At 71.3% G+C, this 17531-nt stretch carries 16 protein-coding genes; 12 read left to right on the top strand and 4 right to left on the bottom strand.

Annotation, left to right across the window (positions count from 1 at the left end):
• Position 1 precedes the first annotated feature (1 nt).
• The 8 genes from ACTIFU_RS02980 to ACTIFU_RS02945 are packed head-to-tail and all read left to right on the top strand — an operon-like array spanning position 2 to position 7843.
• Entirely contained in the window at positions 2-1147 is a 1146-nt protein-coding gene (locus ACTIFU_RS02980) for an NAD-dependent epimerase/dehydratase family protein (protein WP_439576799.1), read from the top strand.
• 1 nt (position 1148) lies between these two features.
• A complete protein-coding gene (locus ACTIFU_RS02975) occupies positions 1149-1988 on the top strand; it encodes a GNAT family N-acetyltransferase (RefSeq protein ID WP_439576798.1) in 840 nt (279 codons plus the stop codon).
• Complete coding sequence (locus tag ACTIFU_RS02970) at positions 1985-2626, top strand: TetR family transcriptional regulator (protein WP_439576797.1); 642 nt, start codon at positions 1985-1987, stop codon at positions 2624-2626. Before ACTIFU_RS02975 ends, ACTIFU_RS02970 begins: the two co-directional genes overlap by 4 nt.
• Before the next feature lie 50 nt (positions 2627-2676).
• Positions 2677-3726, top strand: a complete 1050-nt coding sequence (locus ACTIFU_RS02965; RefSeq protein WP_439576796.1) for a dihydrodipicolinate synthase family protein — start codon at positions 2677-2679, stop codon at positions 3724-3726.
• A 10-nt stretch (positions 3727-3736) separates the two neighbouring features.
• Positions 3737-4891, top strand: a complete 1155-nt coding sequence (locus ACTIFU_RS02960) for a Gfo/Idh/MocA family protein (RefSeq protein WP_439576795.1) — start codon at positions 3737-3739, stop codon at positions 4889-4891.
• 2 nt (positions 4892-4893) lie between these two features.
• Positions 4894-6054: a dihydrodipicolinate synthase family protein gene (locus tag ACTIFU_RS02955; RefSeq protein ID WP_439576794.1), complete on the top strand. Its 1161-nt coding sequence runs from the start codon at positions 4894-4896 to the stop codon at positions 6052-6054.
• A complete protein-coding gene (locus tag ACTIFU_RS02950; protein ID WP_439576793.1) occupies positions 6054-6866 on the top strand; it encodes a sugar phosphate isomerase/epimerase family protein in 813 nt (270 codons plus the stop codon). The genes ACTIFU_RS02955 and ACTIFU_RS02950 overlap by 1 nt, the downstream gene beginning before the upstream one ends.
• Before the next feature lie 11 nt (positions 6867-6877).
• The gene (locus tag ACTIFU_RS02945; RefSeq protein ID WP_439576792.1) at positions 6878-7843 is read left to right on the top strand and encodes a Bug family tripartite tricarboxylate transporter substrate binding protein; all 966 of its coding nucleotides are present in this window, start codon (positions 6878-6880) and stop codon (positions 7841-7843) included.
• Here the strand turns inward: ACTIFU_RS02945 and ACTIFU_RS02940 are convergent.
• The 3 genes from ACTIFU_RS02940 to ACTIFU_RS02930 are packed head-to-tail and all read right to left on the bottom strand — an operon-like array spanning position 7836 to position 11121.
• Positions 7836-9275 carry an enolase C-terminal domain-like protein gene (locus tag ACTIFU_RS02940; RefSeq protein WP_439576791.1) on the bottom strand — a complete coding sequence of 480 codons (1440 nt, stop codon included), beginning with the start codon at positions 9273-9275 and terminating at the stop codon, positions 7836-7838. The genes ACTIFU_RS02945 and ACTIFU_RS02940 overlap by 8 nt on opposite strands.
• Positions 9272-10102: a sugar phosphate isomerase/epimerase family protein gene (locus ACTIFU_RS02935; protein WP_439576790.1), complete on the bottom strand. Its 831-nt coding sequence runs from the start codon at positions 10100-10102 to the stop codon at positions 9272-9274. The genes ACTIFU_RS02940 and ACTIFU_RS02935 overlap by 4 nt, the downstream gene beginning before the upstream one ends.
• Complete coding sequence (locus ACTIFU_RS02930) at positions 10102-11121, bottom strand: Gfo/Idh/MocA family protein (RefSeq protein ID WP_439576789.1); 1020 nt, start codon at positions 11119-11121, stop codon at positions 10102-10104. Before ACTIFU_RS02930 ends, ACTIFU_RS02935 begins: the two co-directional genes overlap by 1 nt.
• An 86-nt stretch (positions 11122-11207) precedes the next feature.
• Here ACTIFU_RS02930 and ACTIFU_RS02925 point away from each other — a divergent pair, with 86 nt between their 5' ends.
• The 3 genes from ACTIFU_RS02925 to ACTIFU_RS02915 are packed head-to-tail and all read left to right on the top strand — an operon-like array spanning position 11208 to position 14266.
• Positions 11208-12221, top strand: coding sequence for a Bug family tripartite tricarboxylate transporter substrate binding protein (locus ACTIFU_RS02925; protein ID WP_439576788.1), 1014 nt, complete (start codon positions 11208-11210; stop codon positions 12219-12221).
• A gap of 9 nt (positions 12222-12230) precedes the next feature.
• A complete protein-coding gene (locus ACTIFU_RS02920) occupies positions 12231-12770 on the top strand; it encodes a tripartite tricarboxylate transporter TctB family protein (RefSeq protein ID WP_439576787.1) in 540 nt (179 codons plus the stop codon).
• Positions 12770-14266 carry a tripartite tricarboxylate transporter permease gene (locus ACTIFU_RS02915; RefSeq protein ID WP_439576786.1) on the top strand — a complete coding sequence of 499 codons (1497 nt, stop codon included), beginning with the start codon at positions 12770-12772 and terminating at the stop codon, positions 14264-14266. Before ACTIFU_RS02920 ends, ACTIFU_RS02915 begins: the two co-directional genes overlap by 1 nt.
• A 610-nt stretch (positions 14267-14876) precedes the next feature.
• Here the strand turns inward: ACTIFU_RS02915 and ACTIFU_RS02910 are convergent.
• Positions 14877-16412 carry a UxaA family hydrolase gene (locus ACTIFU_RS02910; RefSeq protein ID WP_439576785.1) on the bottom strand — a complete coding sequence of 512 codons (1536 nt, stop codon included), beginning with the start codon at positions 16410-16412 and terminating at the stop codon, positions 14877-14879.
• A gap of 108 nt (positions 16413-16520) precedes the next feature.
• On the opposite strand from ACTIFU_RS02910, the gene ACTIFU_RS02905 reads away from it, so the two are divergent.
• Positions 16521-17510, top strand: a complete 990-nt coding sequence (locus tag ACTIFU_RS02905; RefSeq protein WP_439576784.1) for a sialic acid TRAP transporter substrate-binding protein SiaP — start codon at positions 16521-16523, stop codon at positions 17508-17510.
• Positions 17511-17531 lie beyond the last annotated feature (21 nt).

Below are 17531 nucleotides of genomic sequence, written 5' to 3'. Positions count from 1 at the left end.
GATGGCTAGCAGTAAGAAAAGCACTGGGGGGACGACGGTCGTCCCCCCAGACCCCCCTCCGCAGGGCGACCCTCCCGTTGGTCGGGCTGCGGCCTCCGACCAACGGGAGGAGGCCCCAGGTGCAGGGGGTCCGGGGGACCAGCGTGGTCCCCCGGCTACTGAAGAGGACCTCGAAGAGGCGCTCTCCCGCCCCCCGCGCGGCTTCACCCTGCCGCCCGGGGACATCCTGATCCTCGGCGTCGGCGGCAAGATGGGGCCGACGCTCGCACGCCTTGCCCGCCGCGCCGACCCCTCGCGCCGCATCATCGGCGTCGCCCGCTTCTCCGAACCCGGCCTGCGCGAGCGCCTCGACACCCACGGTATCGAAACGATCGAGACCGACCTGCTCGACCGCGGCGCCCTCGCGCGCCTGCCCGACGCGCCCAACGTCGTCTACATGGCCGGCCGCAAGTTCGGCTCCACCGGCGCCGAACACCTCACCTGGGCGATGAACGCCACTGTCCCCGCCATGGTCGCGGACCGCTACGCTGCCAGCCGCATCGCCTTCTTCTCGACCGGCTGCGTCTATCCCTTCGTGCCGGTGCTCTCGGGCGGCGCGACCGAGGCGACGCCGCTCATCCCGCCGGCGGGGGACTACGCCTGGTCCTGCGTCGCGCGCGAGCGCGCCTTCGAGCACGCCGCGGCCGCGCGCGGCACGCGCACCATCGCGATCCGGCTGAACTACGCGATCGATCTGCGCTACGGCGTGCTGCACGACATCGCCGTGAAGGTGCGCGACAGCCAGCCGATCGACGTCACCTCCGGCCATGTCAACGTGATCTGGCAGGGCGACGCCAACGCCTGGGCGCTCGCCGCGCTCGCACACGCCGCCGCACCGATGGCCGCGCTGAACGTCACCGGCCCCGAAACCATCTCCGTGCGCTGGCTCGCACACGAGTTCGCCCGCCGGCTCGGCCGCACGGCGATCGTCACCGGCGAGGAGGCGTCGACCGGCTGGCTGAACAACGCCGCGCGCGCGTTCGGCCTGTTCGGCTACCCGACTGTTCCGCTGACCACGTTGATCGACTGGACGGCTGACTGGGTGTCGCGCGGCGGGCGCAGCCTGGGCAAGCCGACCCACTACGAGGTGCGGGACGGCACGTACTGACATGGCGCCGCCGATCCACCCGCTGGCCGAGGCCGATCTCGACACCGCATTCGCGCTCTCCACCGCCGCCGGCTGGAACCAGACGATCGCGGACTGGCGCCACTTCCTGCGCGACGGCAGCGTCTGGGGGATCGAGGCGGACGGCGTGCTCGCGGCGAGCGCGGCCGTGCTGCCGTTCGGCCCGACGGTGGCCTGGGTGTCGATGGTGCTGACGCTGCCCGAGCACCGCGGCCGCGGTCATGCCACCGCGCTGATGGCGCATGCGCTGGCCGCGCTTGCAGCCTCCGGCCACCGCGCGGTGCTGGACGCCACGCCGTTCGGCCAGCCGGTGTACACGAAACTCGGCTTGGCGCCGTTCTGGAGCTTCCGGCGCTGGCGGCTCGATGCAACCGGCAGCGCCGTCCCCGGCGTGCGGCCGCTCCGCCCCGGCGACTGGCCCGAGATCCTGGCCCTCGACGCCGCCGCCAACGGCATGCCGCGGGAGCGCCTGCTGCGCGCGATCGCGGCTCGGCTGCCCGCGGCCGCGCGGGTCGCCGTCGCGGGCATGCGGATCGAGGGCTTCGCGCTGGCGCGCGACGGCCGGCTCGCACCGCAGATCGGCCCCGTGATCGCGCGCGACGGTCGTTCCGCGCAACGTCTGATCGCCGCGGCCCTCGCGGCGCTGCCGGCGGGTCAGAGCGTGGTGATCGACCTCGCCGATGCGCAGGCCGAGCTTGCCGCCTGGCTCGCCGGCCGCGGCGCCAGCCCGCAGCGCCCCTTCACGCGCATGGCGATGGGCACGGCACCGCTGCCCGGCGATGCATCGCTGATCATCGCGCCGGTGGGACCGGAGTTCGGATGAACGACGCGCCCGACACCGCCTCGCCGCGCGCCCAGGCGACGCGCCAGCGCATCCTCGAGGCGGCGATCGCCGAGTTCACCGCCAAGGGACTGGACGGCGCGCGCGTGGACGAGATCGCCGCGCGCGCGGGCGCCAACAAGCGCATGCTCTACGCCTATATCGGCGGCAAGGAGGAGCTGTGGCTCGCCGCCCTCGAAGCCGTGTACGGCGCGATGCGCGCCGAGGAGAGCGGCATCGATGTCGAGCATCTCTCGCCCGAGGAGGGCATCGCCGAACTCGTCCGCTTCAAGCTGCGCTACACCGCCACGCACCCCGAAGTGGTGGCGCTGCTGACCAGCGAGAACCTGCATCGCGCGCGCTACCTGCGGCGGTCCACCCATGTGCCGGCGCTCTACTCGCCGGTCGTGTCGATGCTCGCCACACTGCTCAAGCGCGGCGCAGCCGAGGGGCGGTTCCGCGACGGTGTCGATCCGGTGCAGCTCTACATCTCGCTCACTGCGCTCTCGCATTTCTACCTGGCGAATGGTCACACGCTGTCGGTGATCTTCGGCCGCGACCTGCTGACCGAGCAGGCGATCGCGGCGCGCGAGGCGCATGCGGTCGAGGTGATCCTGGGCTATCTGCGCCGGCCGCGTTGACGACCGGCCGGGGGTCAGGTAACCACCTGGTTACTTGATCGGGAGGAACGATGGGCCTGCACTGGCAGGACTGGCCGGAACCGGTGCGCGCGACGCTGCGGGCGGGGTGCGTCATCCCGGCGCATCCGCTGGCGCTCGATGAGGATCGCCGGCTCGACCCGCGTCATCAGCGCGCGCTCTCGCGCTACTACCTTGCCGCCGGCGCCGGCGGGCTCGCGGTCGGGGTGCATACGACCCAGTTCGCGATCCGCGAGGTCGGGCTCTACGAGCCAGTGCTGCGGATCGCCGCCGAAACGGCCGCGGCGGCGGCGCGGCCCGTGCTGCTGGTCGCCGGCGCGATCGGCCGCACCGACCAGGCGGTGGCGGAGGCACGGATCGCGCGCGGCCTCGGCTATCACGCGGTGCTGCTGAGCCTCGCGGCGATGAAGGGTGCCTCCGAGGACGAGATCGTCGCGCACTGCCAAGCGGTCGCGGCCGAGATGCCGCTGTTCGGCTTCTACCTCCAGCCGTCGGTCGGGGGGATCGCGCTGTCGGCACGGTTCTGGCAGCGCTTCGCCGCGATCGAGAACGTCGCCGCGATCAAGGTCGCGCCGTTCGACCGCTACGCCACGCTCGACGTGCTGCGCGGCGTCGTGCTTGCGGGCGCGGAGGAGCGCATCACGCTCTACACCGGCAATGACGACCACATCGTCGCCGACCTGCTCACCCCCTTCGCCGTGCGCGCGAACGGGCGCGAGGTGATGCTCCGCTTCAAGGGCGGCCTGCTCGGCCACTGGGCGGTCTGGACCAGGACCGCGGTCGATCTGCTCGGCCGCATCCACGCCGCCCCGCCGGGCGATCCCGCGCTGCTGTCGCTCGATGCGCGCGTGACCGACTGCAACGCCGCCTTCTTCGACGTCGCCAATGCCTTCCACGGCTGCATCGCCGGCATCCACGAGGTGCTGCGACGCCAGGGCCTGCTGCGCGGCATCTGGTGCCTCGATCCGGACGAGGGGCTGTCGCCCGGACAGATCGTCGAGATCGACCGCGTCTGTCACGACCACGCCGACCTCGCCGACGACGCGTTCGTGCGCGCGCATCTGCACGACTTTCTGTCCTGACGGAGGAACGATGCCCGAGACCCGTCGCCTCGGCCTGATCATGCACGGTGTCACCGGGCGGATGGGCATGAATCAGCACCTGATCCGTTCGATCGCCGCGATCCGCGCCGAGGGCGGTGTGGCGCTGAAGGACGGCACGCGCGTGATGCCCGATCCGATCCTGATCGGCCGCAACGCGGAGAAGGTGCGCGCGCTCGCCGCCGCGCACGGGGTCGAGCGCTGGGGCACCGATCTCGCCGTGGCACTCGCCAACCCCGACGATACCGTGTTCTTCGACGCCGGCACGACGCAGATGCGCGCCGATCTGCTGCGCCGCGCGATCGCCGCCGGCAAGCACATCTACTGCGAGAAGCCGACCGCGGAGACGCTCGCCGACGCGCTCGACGTCGCGCGCCGCGCCGAGGCGAAGGGCCTCAAGAACGGCGTGGTGCAGGACAAGCTGTTCCTGCCTGGGCTACGCAAGCTGAAGATGGCGATCGACAGCGGCTTCCTCGGCCGGCTGCTCTCGGTGCGCGGCGAGTTCGGCTACTGGGTGTTCGAGGGCGACTGGCAGCCGGCGCAGCGCCCGTCCTGGAACTACCGCAAGGCGGAGGGCGGCGGGATCATCCTCGATATGCTCTGCCACTGGCGCTACGTGATCGACAACATCTTCGGCCCGGTCACCGCGGTGAGCTGCCTCGGCGCGACACACATCCCGCGCCGCTGGGACGAACAGGGCGAGCCCTATGTCGCCGATGCCGACGATGCCGCCTACGCCACCTTCACGCTCGACTCCGGCGCAGTGGTGCAGGTCAACTCCTCCTGGTGCACGCGCGTGCGCCGCGACGACCTCGTCACGTTCCACGTCGACGGCACGCATGGCAGCGCGGTCGCCGGGCTGCACCGCTGCTGGACCCAGGCGCGCGTGAACACGCCCAAGCCGGTGTGGAACCCCGATCAGCCGCAGACCATCGACTTCTTCCGCACCTGGGACGAGGTGCCGGACAACACGGCCTACCCCAACGGGTTCCGTGCTCAGTGGGAGATGTTCATCCGCCACGTGATGGAGGACGCGCCCTTCCCGCACACGCTGCGCGAGGGTGCGAAGGGCGTGCAGCTCGCCGAAGCCGGCCTGACGTCGTGGGCCGAGCGGCGCTGGATCGACATTCCCGCCTTGGAGGCGTGAGCATGCCGACGATCACCCTGCCGACCGCCGACCGCCGCCTCGCGCCGTTCACGACCAGCCCGCCGCGCGAGTTCCCGAAGGCCACGCCGCCGTTCAACCGCGTGGCGATCGCCGCCGCGCACGTGGTCTCCGATCCGCTCGCCGACTGCGATCCGTGGCTCGACGTCGCCATCGACTGGGACCGCACCATCGCCTATCGCCGCTATCTCTGGTCGCTCGGCCTCGGCGTGGCCGAGGCGATGGACACGGCCCAGCGCGGCATGGGGCTGGACTGGGCGACCTCGCTCGAGCTGATCCGGCGCAGCCTCGATGCGGCGAAGGGCATCCCCGGCGCGCTGATCGCCTGCGGCGCGGGCACCGACCATCTCGCGCCGGGTCCGGATGTGACGATCGACGACGTGATCGCCGCCTACGAGCACCAGGTGGGCGCGGTCGAGGCGCTCGGCGGACGGGTGATCCTGATGGCGAGCCGCGCGCTCGCGAAGGCCGCGCGGGGCCCCGACGACTACCTCCGCGTCTATCACCGCGTGCTGTCGCAGGTGCGCCAGCCCGTGATCATCCATTGGCTGGGCGAGATGTTCGACCCCGCGCTCGCCGGCTACTGGGGCTCGGACGACCACTGGCAGGCAATGGAGACGTGCCTGGCGATGCTGAACGCCAACGCTTCGGCGATCGACGGCATCAAGGTCTCGCTGCTCGACAAGGACAAGGAGGTCGTCATGCGAAGGCGCCTGCCGAAAGGCGTGCGCATGTACACCGGCGACGACTTCAACTACGCCGAACTGATCGCCGGCGACGAGCAGGGCCATTCCGACGCGCTGCTCGGCATCTTCGATCCGATCGCGCCCGCCGCCTCGGCTGCCCTCGGCAGCCTGCACCGCAACGACCTCTCGACGTTCCACGATGTCCTCGGCCCGACCGTTCCGCTGTCGCGCCACGTCTTCAAGGCGCCGACGCGGTTCTACAAGACCGGCGTGGTGTTTCTCGCCTGGCTGAACGGCCACCAGGACCATTTCACCATGGTCGGTGGCCAGCATTCGGCGCGCAGCCTGCCCCATCTCGCCGAGCTGTTCCGCCTCGCCGACGCCGCCGGACTGCTGCGCGATCCGGAGATGGCGTGCACACGGATGCGCGCCCTGCTCGTGACCCACGGCGTGCACTGATGGCGGGGCTCGCGCGTCTGTCGCTGAACACCGCGACGGTGCGCGGGCGCTGGGACCTGCCCGCCTGCATCGAGGGCTGTGCGCGGCACGGGATCGGCTGGATCGGCCCGTGGCGCGACGGGCTCGCGGCCTATGGCGTGGCGCGCGCGGCGCAGCACATCCGCGATGCCGGGCTGAAGGTGTCGGGCCTCTGTCGCGGCGGCTGGTGGAGCGCGGGCACGCTCGCGCAGGCGATCGACGACAATCGCCGCGCGATCGACGAGGCAGCGGCGATCGGTGCCGCCTGCCTGGTCATCGTCAATGGCGGGCTGCCGGAAGGCTCGCGCGACCTCGCCGTCGCCCGCGCGCGCTGTCTCGACGGGCTCGCCGCCGTGCTGCCGCACGCGCGTGAAGTCGGGGTTCCGCTCGCGCTCGAGCCGCTGCACCCGATGACCTGCGCCGACCGCTCGGTGCTCTCCACCACCGCCCAGGCGCTCGACTGGTGCGACGCGCTGGGCGCGGGCGTCGGCGTGGCACTCGACATTTATCACGTCTGGTGGGACCCCGAGGTGCTGGCGCAGGTCGCGCGTGCGCGCGGCCGTATCCTCGGCCTTCACGTCTGCGACTGGCTGCGGGAGACGCGCGATCTCGTCACCGATCGCGGCATGATGGGCGACGGGGTCGCCGACATCGCGGGCTTGCGCGAAGCGGTGGATGCGGCCGGCTACGATGGGCCGATCGAGGTCGAGATCTTCTCGTCGCGCGACTGGTGGACGCGCGATCCGGACGAGGTGCTGGCCGTGATGAAACAGCGTTTCGAACGCTGCGTGTGAGGGAGGGACCGATGCTGACACGACGTCTCGTGGTCGCCGCGGCGGCGTTTCTGCCGGCTGCGGCGCAGGCGCAGTCCTGGGCGCCGTCGCGCCCGGTGCGCATGGTCGTGCCGTTCCCCGCCGGCGGGGCGACCGACGTGGTGGCGCGCGTGCTGGGCGAGCACATGTCCGCGACACTCGGCCAGCCCGTGGTGGTCGAGAACCGCACCGGCGCGGGCGGCAATGTCGGCGCGGAGAACGTCGTGCGCAGCCCCGCCGACGGCCACACCCTGCTGATGGGCACGATGGGCGGACTGACGATCAACCCGCATCTCTATCGCGGCATGACCTTCGATCCGGCGCGCGATCTCGCCGGTGTCGGCATGGCGTTCGAGACCGTGCACGTGCTGATCGTCCACCCCTCCGTACAGGCGACGACGGTGGCCGAGCTCGTCGCCCTCGCCAAGGCGCAGCCGGGGCGGCTTGCCTACGGCTCGGCCGGTGCGGGGAGCTCGACGCACATGGTCGCCGAGCTGTTCCGCCTGACGGCCGGCGTCGAGCTCACCCACGTGCCGTATCGCGGCTCCGCGCCGGCGCTGAACGACACGGTTGCCGGCACGGTACACCTGATGCTCGACCAACTGCCGTCCTGCATCGGCCAGGTGCAGGCTGGCCGCGTGCGCGCGCTCGCGGTCACGGGCTCGGCGCGGCATCCGCTGCTGCCGGAGGTGCCGAGCATGGCGGAGGCCGGGCTTGCGGGTGCCTCTGCGACGTCCTGGGGCGCGGTGATGGCACCCACGGGCACGCCGGCGCCGGCGATCGCGCGGCTGAACGCAGCGCTGAATGCGGCGCTCGCCGATCCGTCGGTGCGGGCGCGGCTCGTCCAGGCCGGCGCCGATCCCGTCTCCTCCACGCCTGATGCGGTGGCGGAGCGGATGCGCGCCGAGACCGCGATGTGGGGCCGGGTGGTGCGCGAGGCGAACATCACCGTCAACTGACCGGCCACGCCGCCTTCGGCATCGTCTCCATCGACGCGGTGTCGGGCAGCACCGCCGAGCCGAAGCCGGCGCAGTCGAGGCTGGCGAGGTCGAGCATTCCGTCGGCGATCGCGAGGCGCGGGCCACGGTCCGTCGCGCGGTAGAGCCCGGGATGCGCGGCGAGGAAGCGCTCGGCCTCGGCGCGCGGCCGGCCGGCGAAGCCGTCGACGAAGTGGTGGCCGTTGCGCTCGACATGCGCGAGACCGAGCAGCGAGACCAGCGCCAGATCTTGCTGCACGCAGAGTCCGGCGAGCGTGGTCAGGTCCTCGCCGCTCATGAAGAAGCGCTCGCCGGCGGCTCCGTCGTTCCACACCCGGCAGCGCGCGAGGTTGGTCAGGCTCTTGTAGAAGCCCTTGCAGGTCTTCGAGGACACGCCCGCGTAGCCGCACCCCCGCGCGGTGACGAAGGCATCGAGCGTGCCGTCGCTCTCGTCCACGATCACGGGTCGGCGCGCGGCGCGCGGCGACATGTCGGCGGCCAGCGCCGCGGCGCGCTTGACGGGCTGCTCGATGAACAGCACTGCGTTGCGCAGCGTCGCAAGACGCGGCTCGGCCTCGATCGCACGCCAGAGCGCGAGCGCGCCCTCGGCGTCCGCGTACTGCTCGTTGCCGTCCAGCGTGGCGCGATAGCCGGGCACGAGACGGTCGAGCACGGCGGCGATGCGCGCCAGGCGATCGACATCGGCCGCGACATCGCCGCCGACCTTCAGCTTGAAGTAGGTGTGGCGGTAGGCGGTGCAGACCTCCTCGAGCGTCTCCGGCAAGCCGTCCTCGACGCGCGCGCCGGCGGGCTGATCGGACGCGGTGATCGGATCGACCAGACCGACGGTGTGGCGCGCGGCAATCCGCGGCCGTGGCGACAGGCTCGCGAGGAAGCCGTTCCAGTCGAAGCCGCCGAGATCGGCAATGGCGGCGTGCGGCGCCATCCCGGCGACATTGGCGCGCATGCCGGTGGCAAAGGAGACGCCATGGGCGCGCAGCACCGCATCGAGGATCGCGCGGTCGAGCAGGGCGGGGCCGAACCCCGCCACCAGCGGCGGCAGGCGCTCGGTCGCGGCCTGCGCCAGGATCGAGGCGTAGCTGTCCGCGAACAGCGCGAACGGCGTCCGCGGCCCGGCCGCGAGATAGGCGTTGCGCGCGATCTCGATCGCGCGGCGAAGCTGGTGCTCGTTCTGATCGTCGGTCAGGGTCGGGTCCTTGTCGAACCACTTCGCCGCCAAGGTCTCGGCCGCCAGGCCCTCGGCGACGCGGCCGTTCTCCAGCCGTACACGCGCAACGACGACCGCCTGGCGGCCATGCGTGACGGTGATGACACCGAAGCGGAACGGCAGGCGGAGGCGGAAGGGCCACTCGAACGCCCGCACCTCGTCGAGCGTGATGCGGGGTGCCGTCATGGCAGCGTCTCCAGAATGCCGTGCAGGTAGCCGATCGCGCGCGCCGCGCAGCCGGGGCCGTCGGGAACGTACTCGAACGGCTCCACCGCCGCCGTGCCCGTATAGCCCTGCGCGCGCAACGCGGCGAGCACTGGGCCGAAGCGGAGCGCGCCCTGGCCGGGCGCGCGCCTGTTCGGATCGTTCAGGTGCACATGCGCGATCAGTCCGGTGGGCAGCCAGCGCGCGATGAGCGCATCGAGCCTTTCGGTCTCGGTGGTCGCGACCGAGCAGGCGTCGAGCATGGTGCGCAGCGCCGGATTGCCGATGGCGCGCACGATCCCGGCGGCCTCCTCGATCGTGTTGACGAACGCGGTCTGGCCACGGTCGAGCGGCTCGATGCAGTAGACGACGCCCGCGTCGCGCGCCCGCTCGCCGGCGAAGGCGAAGGCATCGATGCCGCGCGCGCGGGCGGCCGCGCGGTGAGGCCCGTCCGGCAACACGCGCTGCGCCGGCGAGCCGTGCACCAGATGCGTCGCGCCAATCTCGGCCGCGAGATCGACCAGTCCCGCGATCACGTCGAGGGTACGCGCGCGCGTCGCCATCTCGTCGCTGGTGATCGACAGGCCGGCGGGTGCCACCAGCAGCCAGTGCAGCGAGGTGATGGCGATCCCGGCCTCCGACGCGGCGCGGCGCAGCACGGCGATCGCGGCCGCGGACAGGCGGTGCGGTTCGTCTCCCAGTGTGAAGGGCGCGAGCTCGATGCCGCCATAGCCAAGCGCGGCGGCAAGATCGCACTGCGCGGCGAAGGGCAGCTCGCGCACCACCTCGTTGCACAGGCTGAAGCGCATCAGGCGGCGATCCCGACGACGGCATCGCGCCGGCTGCTCTCGCGCGCCGCATCGAGCACCTCGGCGACCGCCACGCCGGCATCGCGCAAGGTGGCGATGGGCTCGGCCTCGCCGCGCAGCACGCGGAGGAAATGCGCGAACTGGCGCGCCATCACCTCGGGCGGGTCGGCGGCGGGGGCGGCGATCTCCTCGGGCTCGCCGTACTCGGGCACGAAGATCGCGCCCGCGCGCCGGTGCTGTCCACGCCACAGTGTCAGCCGCTCCTCGGTCAGGCTGAAACGGGCGACGCCGGCCGTGCCCGTCACGACCAGCTCCTTGGTCGAGAGCGTGCCGGCGGTGAACGGATCGGGTGTGACGCCCGGCAGGCGGTAGCCGGCCTCGACCAGCGCGGTCGTGCCCGACGGGAAACGCATCTGCACCGCGGCGAGATCGTCATGGCCGCGCGCCTCGTCGTCGCGCAGCGTGGCGAACACTCGTGCCGGCGTCGCGTCGACCAGCCAGAGGATCAGGTCGATGAAGTGCACCGCGTCGTTGGCGAGCGGGCCGCTGTCGGCGCGCATGCGCTTCATGCCGACGAAGCGCGCCGAGCAGTGCAGCACGCGCCCGATCGCGCCTTCGGCGATCAGGGCCTTCAGCGCCGCGCCCTTGGGGTGGAAGCGGAGATACATGCCGATCTGCACCTTCACGCGGCCCGCCTCGGCGCGGCGCAGCAGGTCGCGCGCCTCCTCCGCCGTCGGCGCGGCGGGCTTCTCGAGGAACAGCGGCCTGCCGGCATCGAGCACAGCGGAGGCGATCGCGTGGTGCGTGTCGGTCGGCGTCAGGACATCGACAAGCTCGGCCTCGGCAAGCGCGGCGCGCCAGTCGGCCACGACGCGCGCAGCGGGCGCATGACGCGCGACGATCTCGGCGAGGTCGGGGCGCGGATCGGCGACCGTCAGCGACTCCGCAAGCCCCACCCGCGCCCAGCCGGCGAGATGGGCGGCACCGAAATTGCCGCAGCCGATCTGCAGGACCCGCACATCCCCTCCCGTGCGCTTGACGCGCTGGTTCGATCCGGTGGACCATCAGGTAACCAACAAGTTACCCGCAACGGGGAGAGGGGTCCATGAAGCGTCGCACCTTCGTCGGTCTGGCTGCATCCGCCGCCGTGCTGCCCGCGCTGCCGGCGGCCGCGCAGGCCTATCCGTGGCGGCCCGAGCGGCCCGTCACCATCATCGTGCCCTGGGCGGCAGGCGGCTCGACCGACCAGATGGCGCGCATCGTCGCCGCGGAACTGGAGAGCGAGCTCGGCCAGCGTTTCGTGGTGGTGAACCAGCCGGGCGCCTCGGGCTCGATCGGCACGCGCAACGCGATGGAGGCCGCGCGTGACGGCCACACCTGGGCGGCCGGAGCGGCGGCGGATGTCGGCACCTACAAGGTGCTCGGCATGCTCGATACGTCGCTCGCGGACTGGAACCTGTTCCTCGCGGTCGCGAATGTCTCGGCGATCAGCGTCAATCCGAACACGCCGTATCGCGACTTCGGCCAGTTGCTCGAGGTGCTGAAGACGCGGGGTGCTACGGTGCCGGTGGCGACGGCGGGGCTGTCGTCCGCCGGGCACAACATGATGGAGATGGTGCGCGCGGCGGTGCCTGGCCTCCAGTACCGCCATGTCACCTACGAGGGCGGCAACCCGGCCGTGGTGGCGACCGTCGCGGGCGAGACCCCGGTGGTGTGTCAGCTCCTGGTCGAGATGACCGAGATGATCCGCGGCAATCGGCTGCGGCCGCTGGTGGTGCTGTCGGACAAGCCGGTGACGCTCGCGGGGCATGGCGAGATCCCACCGATCACGCGTTGGGTGCCGGGCATGGTCGCGCCGGTGAACTACTTCGGCATCTGGATTCCCAAGGGCGCGCCGGAGCCGGTGGTGCGCACGATGACCATGGCGTGGGAGCGCAAGATCGCCAACAGCGAGGCGCTGAAGCGCTACGCGACCGACCGCTCGGCGCTGTTCACACCGATCCATGGCGAAGAGGCGCATAGCGGCGCGATGCAGATGGTGCGCCAGACCGCCTGGCTCTATCACGACGCCGGCAAGTCGAAGGTCTCGCCGGACACGGTCGGCATTCCGCGGCCGTAAGGAGGCAGGGTGGCGGACGAAAGCGCGGCAAGTCACGTCACCCCGCCGCCGCGCGCCCGCGCCGACCTGATCACGGCGGCGGTGCTGCTCGCCTTCGCTGGCGCAGCGTTCGCGGGGGCGTGGGCGATGCCGACCTTCACCGCGCAGGGTGGCGATCCGTTCACCGCGCCGGGCATCGTGCCGGGCTTCCATGCGGTGGTGATCGGGCTGTTGTCGCTGGTGCTCGGGGTGCGCGCGGTGCTGCGCGGGGCGCTCCGACCTGACGGCGGGCTACCGCCGGACTGGCGCGTGGTCGAGGGCGCCTCGACGCTGCGGCTGGCGATCGCGGCCGCGCTCGGGGTGACGCTGGTGTTCGGCCTGGTCGGGCGGGTGCCGTTCTGGGCGGCAGCCGCGCTGTTCGTCGCCTGCTTCACCATCCTGTTCGAGTGGCCGATCACGCCGCGCGGAAAGCGCCTGCGCCGGATCGCCGAGGGGGTCGTGCTCGGGCTTGCCACGGGGTTCGTCGTCACGCTCGTGTTCGAGCGGGTGTTCCTGGTGCGGCTGCCCTGATGCCGCAGCAGCTCGTGATGCTGGGCGATGCGTTCGCGTCGCTGATGACGGCGGCGACGCTGTTCAACGTCGCCTGGGCGACGCTGCTCGGCATCATCATCGGCGCGCTGCCGGGGCTGACGGCGACCATGGGCGTGGCGCTGATGACCACGCTGACCTACCGGATGCAGCCCGATGCGGCGATCCAGATCCTGATCTGCATCTATGTCGGCGCGATCTACGGCGGCAGCCGGAGCGCGATCCTGCTGAACATCCCGGGCACGCCGGCGTCCGCCTGTTCGACGCTGGACGGGTATCCGCTCGCGCGGCGGGGCGAGGCGGGCCGCGCGATGGGGATTTCGACGTCCGGCTCGTGGCTCGGCACGCTGGTCGGCACGGCGATGGTGGCGCTGCTGACGCCGACCTTGGGCGAGATGGCGCTGAGCTTCGGCAGCTACGAGTTCTTCTGGATCGCGCTGTTCGGCATCGTGATCGCGGGGACGCTGTCGGGCGGGGATGCGCTGAAGGGCTACATCGCCGGATTCCTCGGGCTGTTCGTCTCGACGATCGGGCAGGAGACCAACCACGCCTATGCGCGCTACGCCTTCGGCGATCCCAATCTCGCCGGCGGGATCAGCCTGCTGCCGGCGCTGGTGGGGGCGTTCGGGGTGGCCGAGGTGTTGCAGGTGATGCGCGGCCCGCGGATGCAGCCGGTGGCGGCGACGCTGGACAGCGTGATCCCGCGCCTGTCCGACATCACGCGCTACTGGCGCACGATCCTCCGCTCCGGCCTGCTCGGCACCTTCGTCGGCGCCTTGCCGGGCTTGGGCGAGGACATCGCGGCGTGGACGAGCTATGCCGCGGCGCGGCGCGTGTCGAAGGAGCGCGAGCTCTACGGCCAGGGCTCGATCGAGGGGTTGATGAGCGCCGAGACGGGCGAGAGCGCGTGCGTGCCCGGGGCGATCATTCCGGTATTGACGCTTGCGGTGCCGGGCTCGGCGCCGGCGGCGGTGCTGCTGGCGGCGATGATGATCCACGGGTTGAACCCGGGGCCGATGCTGATCGTGACGGCGCCGCATTTCGTCTATCGCGTGGTGGCGATGCTGGTGCTGGCGGACATGGCGAAGCTGGTGTTCGGGCTGGTGCTGGTGCGGCCCTTGCTTTGGATCCTGCTGGTGCCGCGCGAGCGGCTGATGCCGGTGGTGTTCGTGCTGTGCTGTGTGGGGGCCTATGCGATCGCATCGCGTCAGTTCGACATGGGCGTGATGCTGGTGTTCGGCTTGATCGGCTTCGTGCTGCGCGATCTGAAGTTCCCGGTGGCGCCGCTGATCCTGGGCCTGGTGCTGGGCGATCTCCTGGACAAGAACCTGCTGCGCGGCCTGACGCTGACGGCGGGCGACGTCAGCCCGTTCTTCACGCGGCCGGTGAGTGCGGTGCTGTGCGCGATCACGCTGGGTTCGGTGCTGCTGTCGGTGCCGGTGGTGCGCGCGCGGGCGGCGCGGCTGGTGGGGCGGTAGCGGCGCGCCCAGCGAGGCGCGCCGCCGTCGGCGGGATTGGGGGTCCGGGGACAAGGGCCAATGGCCCTTGGCCCCCGGTTTCGGGTCTATCGTCAATTTCGTGTTTGGGGCCGTAGGGTGGAACTGAAGGAGCCCCTGCATGCCACGCCTGGGAGCAGGCACCTGGGCAGCACAGCGACGGCGCTCCGCTACTCGTGGCACTCGTACCGATCCGTGAGCTCCGCGGGGATGAGATGGAGCGAGCTCATGATCGTCCGGCGATTCGCGTGAGAACGTTGCCACACCATCTCCAGGTCGTGTCCCCGGGTGGTGGTGCAGCCGGCAGTGAGCCGCCGCAATCGCCGGCGTGGCCGGCCATCACGGGACTTTGCCCTCACGGTGCAAGCGGTGCCCTGCATCAGGCGGCGAATCGTGGTCCGCATGGTGGCCAGCGATCGGTCGACGTCCCGATCCCCTCCCGTGCGCATCGTTTCAAGCGAGCCCGAAGGGCGTCGCAGGTCAGCGGCGGACACCGCGTCGCGAAGCGATCCTGCGACGGCACCGGCCACAGCGCGGGCCGGACGGGTGGCGTCAGCGACCCTCCGCGCACATCACGGCAAACGCGGTGCCCCTACATCGTCGCGCCCTGCACCCAGGGTGCGAACTCCTCGGCGCCGAAGCCCCATTGCTCGCTCTTCGTGCGCTTCCCAGAGGCGACTTCGAGCATCTCGCGGAAGATCCGCGCACCACACTCGGCGACACTCTCGTCACCGTCGAGCACGGTGCCGCAGTTGATGTCCATGTCGTCCTCCATGCGGCGGTACATGGAGGTGTTGGTCGCGAGCTTCATCGATGGCGCGGGCTTGCAGCCATAGACCGAGCCGCGTCCGGTGGTGAAGCAGACGAGGTTCGCCCCGCCGGCGACCTGCCCGGTGATCGACACGGGGTCGTAGCCCGGCGTGTCCATGAACACGAAGCCCTTGGCGGTCACCGTCTCGGCATAGCGGTAGACGTCGACGAGATTGGTCGTGCCCGCCTTGGCCATCGCGCCGAGCGACTTCTCGAGAATCGTGGTCAGCCCGCCGGCCTTGTTGCCAGGCGAGGGGTTGTCGTCCAGCTCGCCGCCGTTGCGGCGCGTGTAGTCCTCCCACCAGGCCATCAGCTCGACGAGCTTGCGGCCGACCGCCTCGCTGACGGCGCGGCGGGTGAGCAGGTGCTCGGCGCCGTAGGTCTCGGGCGTCTCGCTGAGGATCACGGTGCCGCCGTTGCGCACCACCAGGTCCGAGGCGGCGCCGAGCGCGGGGTTGGCGGTGATGCCGGAGTAGCCGTCCGAGCCGCCGCATTGCAGGGCGACAGACAGGTGGCTCGCCGGCACGGCGGTGCGGGTCGCGGCATTGGCGTCGGCGAGCACCTCGCGGACGAAATCGACGCCTCGGGCGACCGTCTTCGCCGTGCCGCCGGTCGATTGGATCGTCATCGCACGGACGCGCGGCTTGCCGTCCAGCCCCTCGGACTCCATCAGCCCGGGGATCTGGTTCACCTCGCAGCCGAGGCCGAGCACGATGATCGCGGCGAAGTTCGGGTGGGTCGCGTAGCCGGCGAGGGTGCGGCGGAGCAGGCGCAGCGGCTCGAGGTCGCTCATGCCGCAGCCGGTCTTGTGGGTCAGCGCCACGACACCATCCACGTTCGGGAAATCGGCGAGCAGGTCGTGGTTCGAGAACGGGTTGCGGCGGAACGCGTCGGCGACGTACTGCGCGACGGTCGCCGAGCAGTTCACCGTGGTCAGCACGCCGATGTAGTTCCGCGTGGCGACGCGGCGGTCGGCCCGCAGGATACCCTGGAACGTGGCGGGCGGGTCGATCATCGCGGTCGGCTTCGCCTCGACGCCGAAGGCGTAGTCGCGACTGTGCTCGCCCATGCCGAGGTTGTGGCTGTGCACGTGCTCGCCCGGCGCGATCGGGCGGGTCGCGACGCCGATGATCTGGCCGTAGCGGCGCACCGGCTCGCCCTCCGCGTGCGGGCGCACGGCGATCTTGTGGCCGGGCGGGATGCGGCCGGCGGTCGTCACCCCCTCGCCGCGGATGGGCGTGCCGGCCAGCACGTCGGCGCGCGCGATCACGACGCCATCCTCGGGGTGCAGGCGGATGGTGAGGGGGGGCGTGGACATGGCGGTCTCCTCTGGCGAATACGTTATTGCGCACCGCCGGCCGCTTGACCATCCTGCGGCACCACCGCGCCGGGTTCACCGGCAGGCGGGGAGGGAAGGAGACGCTCGATGAGGCGATACGTCCTGGCGGCCGCGCTGGCCGCCTTTGCCGCCACCGCGGCGCTGCCGGCGGATGCGCAGACGCGGCTAAGGTTCGCGCATGTGTATGAGGTGAACGAGCCCTACCACACCGAGGCACTGTGGGCGGCGGAGGAGATCGCGAAGCGGACGAACAACCGCTGGCGGATCGAGGTGTTCCCGGCCTCGGCGCTGGGCAACGAGCCGGCGATCAACGAGGCGCTGACGCTCGGCACGATCGACATGATCTACACCGGCACGGCGTTCGCGGGCTCGCGCTTCCGCCCGATCGCGATCAGCAATGCGCCCTATGTGTTCCGCGACTTCGACCACTGGCTCGCCTATCGCGACAGCGAGCTGCTGAAGGAGATGATGGCGGGCTACGACCGGGCGACCGGCCACAAGACGCTGGCGCTGACCTATTACGGTGCGCGGCACGTGACGGCGAACAAGGCGATCAACCGGCCCGAGGACATGCGCGGGATGAAGCTGCGCGTGCCGCAGGCACCGCTCTATCTGATGTTCGCGCGCGCGGTGGGGGCGAACGCGACGCCGATTGCCTTCGCCGAGGTGTATCTCGCGTTGCAGAACGGAACCGTGGATGGACAGGAGAACCCGCTGCCGACCATCCAGGCGAAGAAGTTCTATGAGGTGCAGAGCCACGTCGTGCTCACGGGCCATATCTCGGAGAGCCTGCTGACGATCGCGGGCGGGCAGCTCTGGCGTCGATTGAGCGCGGCCGATAGGGCCGTATTCGAGGAGGTTTGGCGTGAGGCGGCGAACCGGGCCACCTTCGCCATCCGTACGGCCGAGGAAACCCTGCCTGACTGGTTCCGCGCCCAGGGCAAGACGGTGGTGGTGCCTGACCGAAACGCGTTCCGCGAGGCTGCGCTGCCGCTGCACAATGACCAGGCCGCGGGCGCGGGCTGGACGCGCGAGCACTACGATCGCCTCCAGGCACTCGGCGCGCGCACCAACTGAGGCTTGGCTTTCGATGCGGGG

It is taken from the genome of Elioraea sp. (genome assembly GCF_051860475.1).
Taxonomy (GTDB): domain Bacteria; phylum Pseudomonadota; class Alphaproteobacteria; order Acetobacterales; family Acetobacteraceae; genus Elioraea.
Note: the sequence above shows the minus strand (reverse complement) of the source record. Positions and strands in the feature narration are given on the sequence as shown.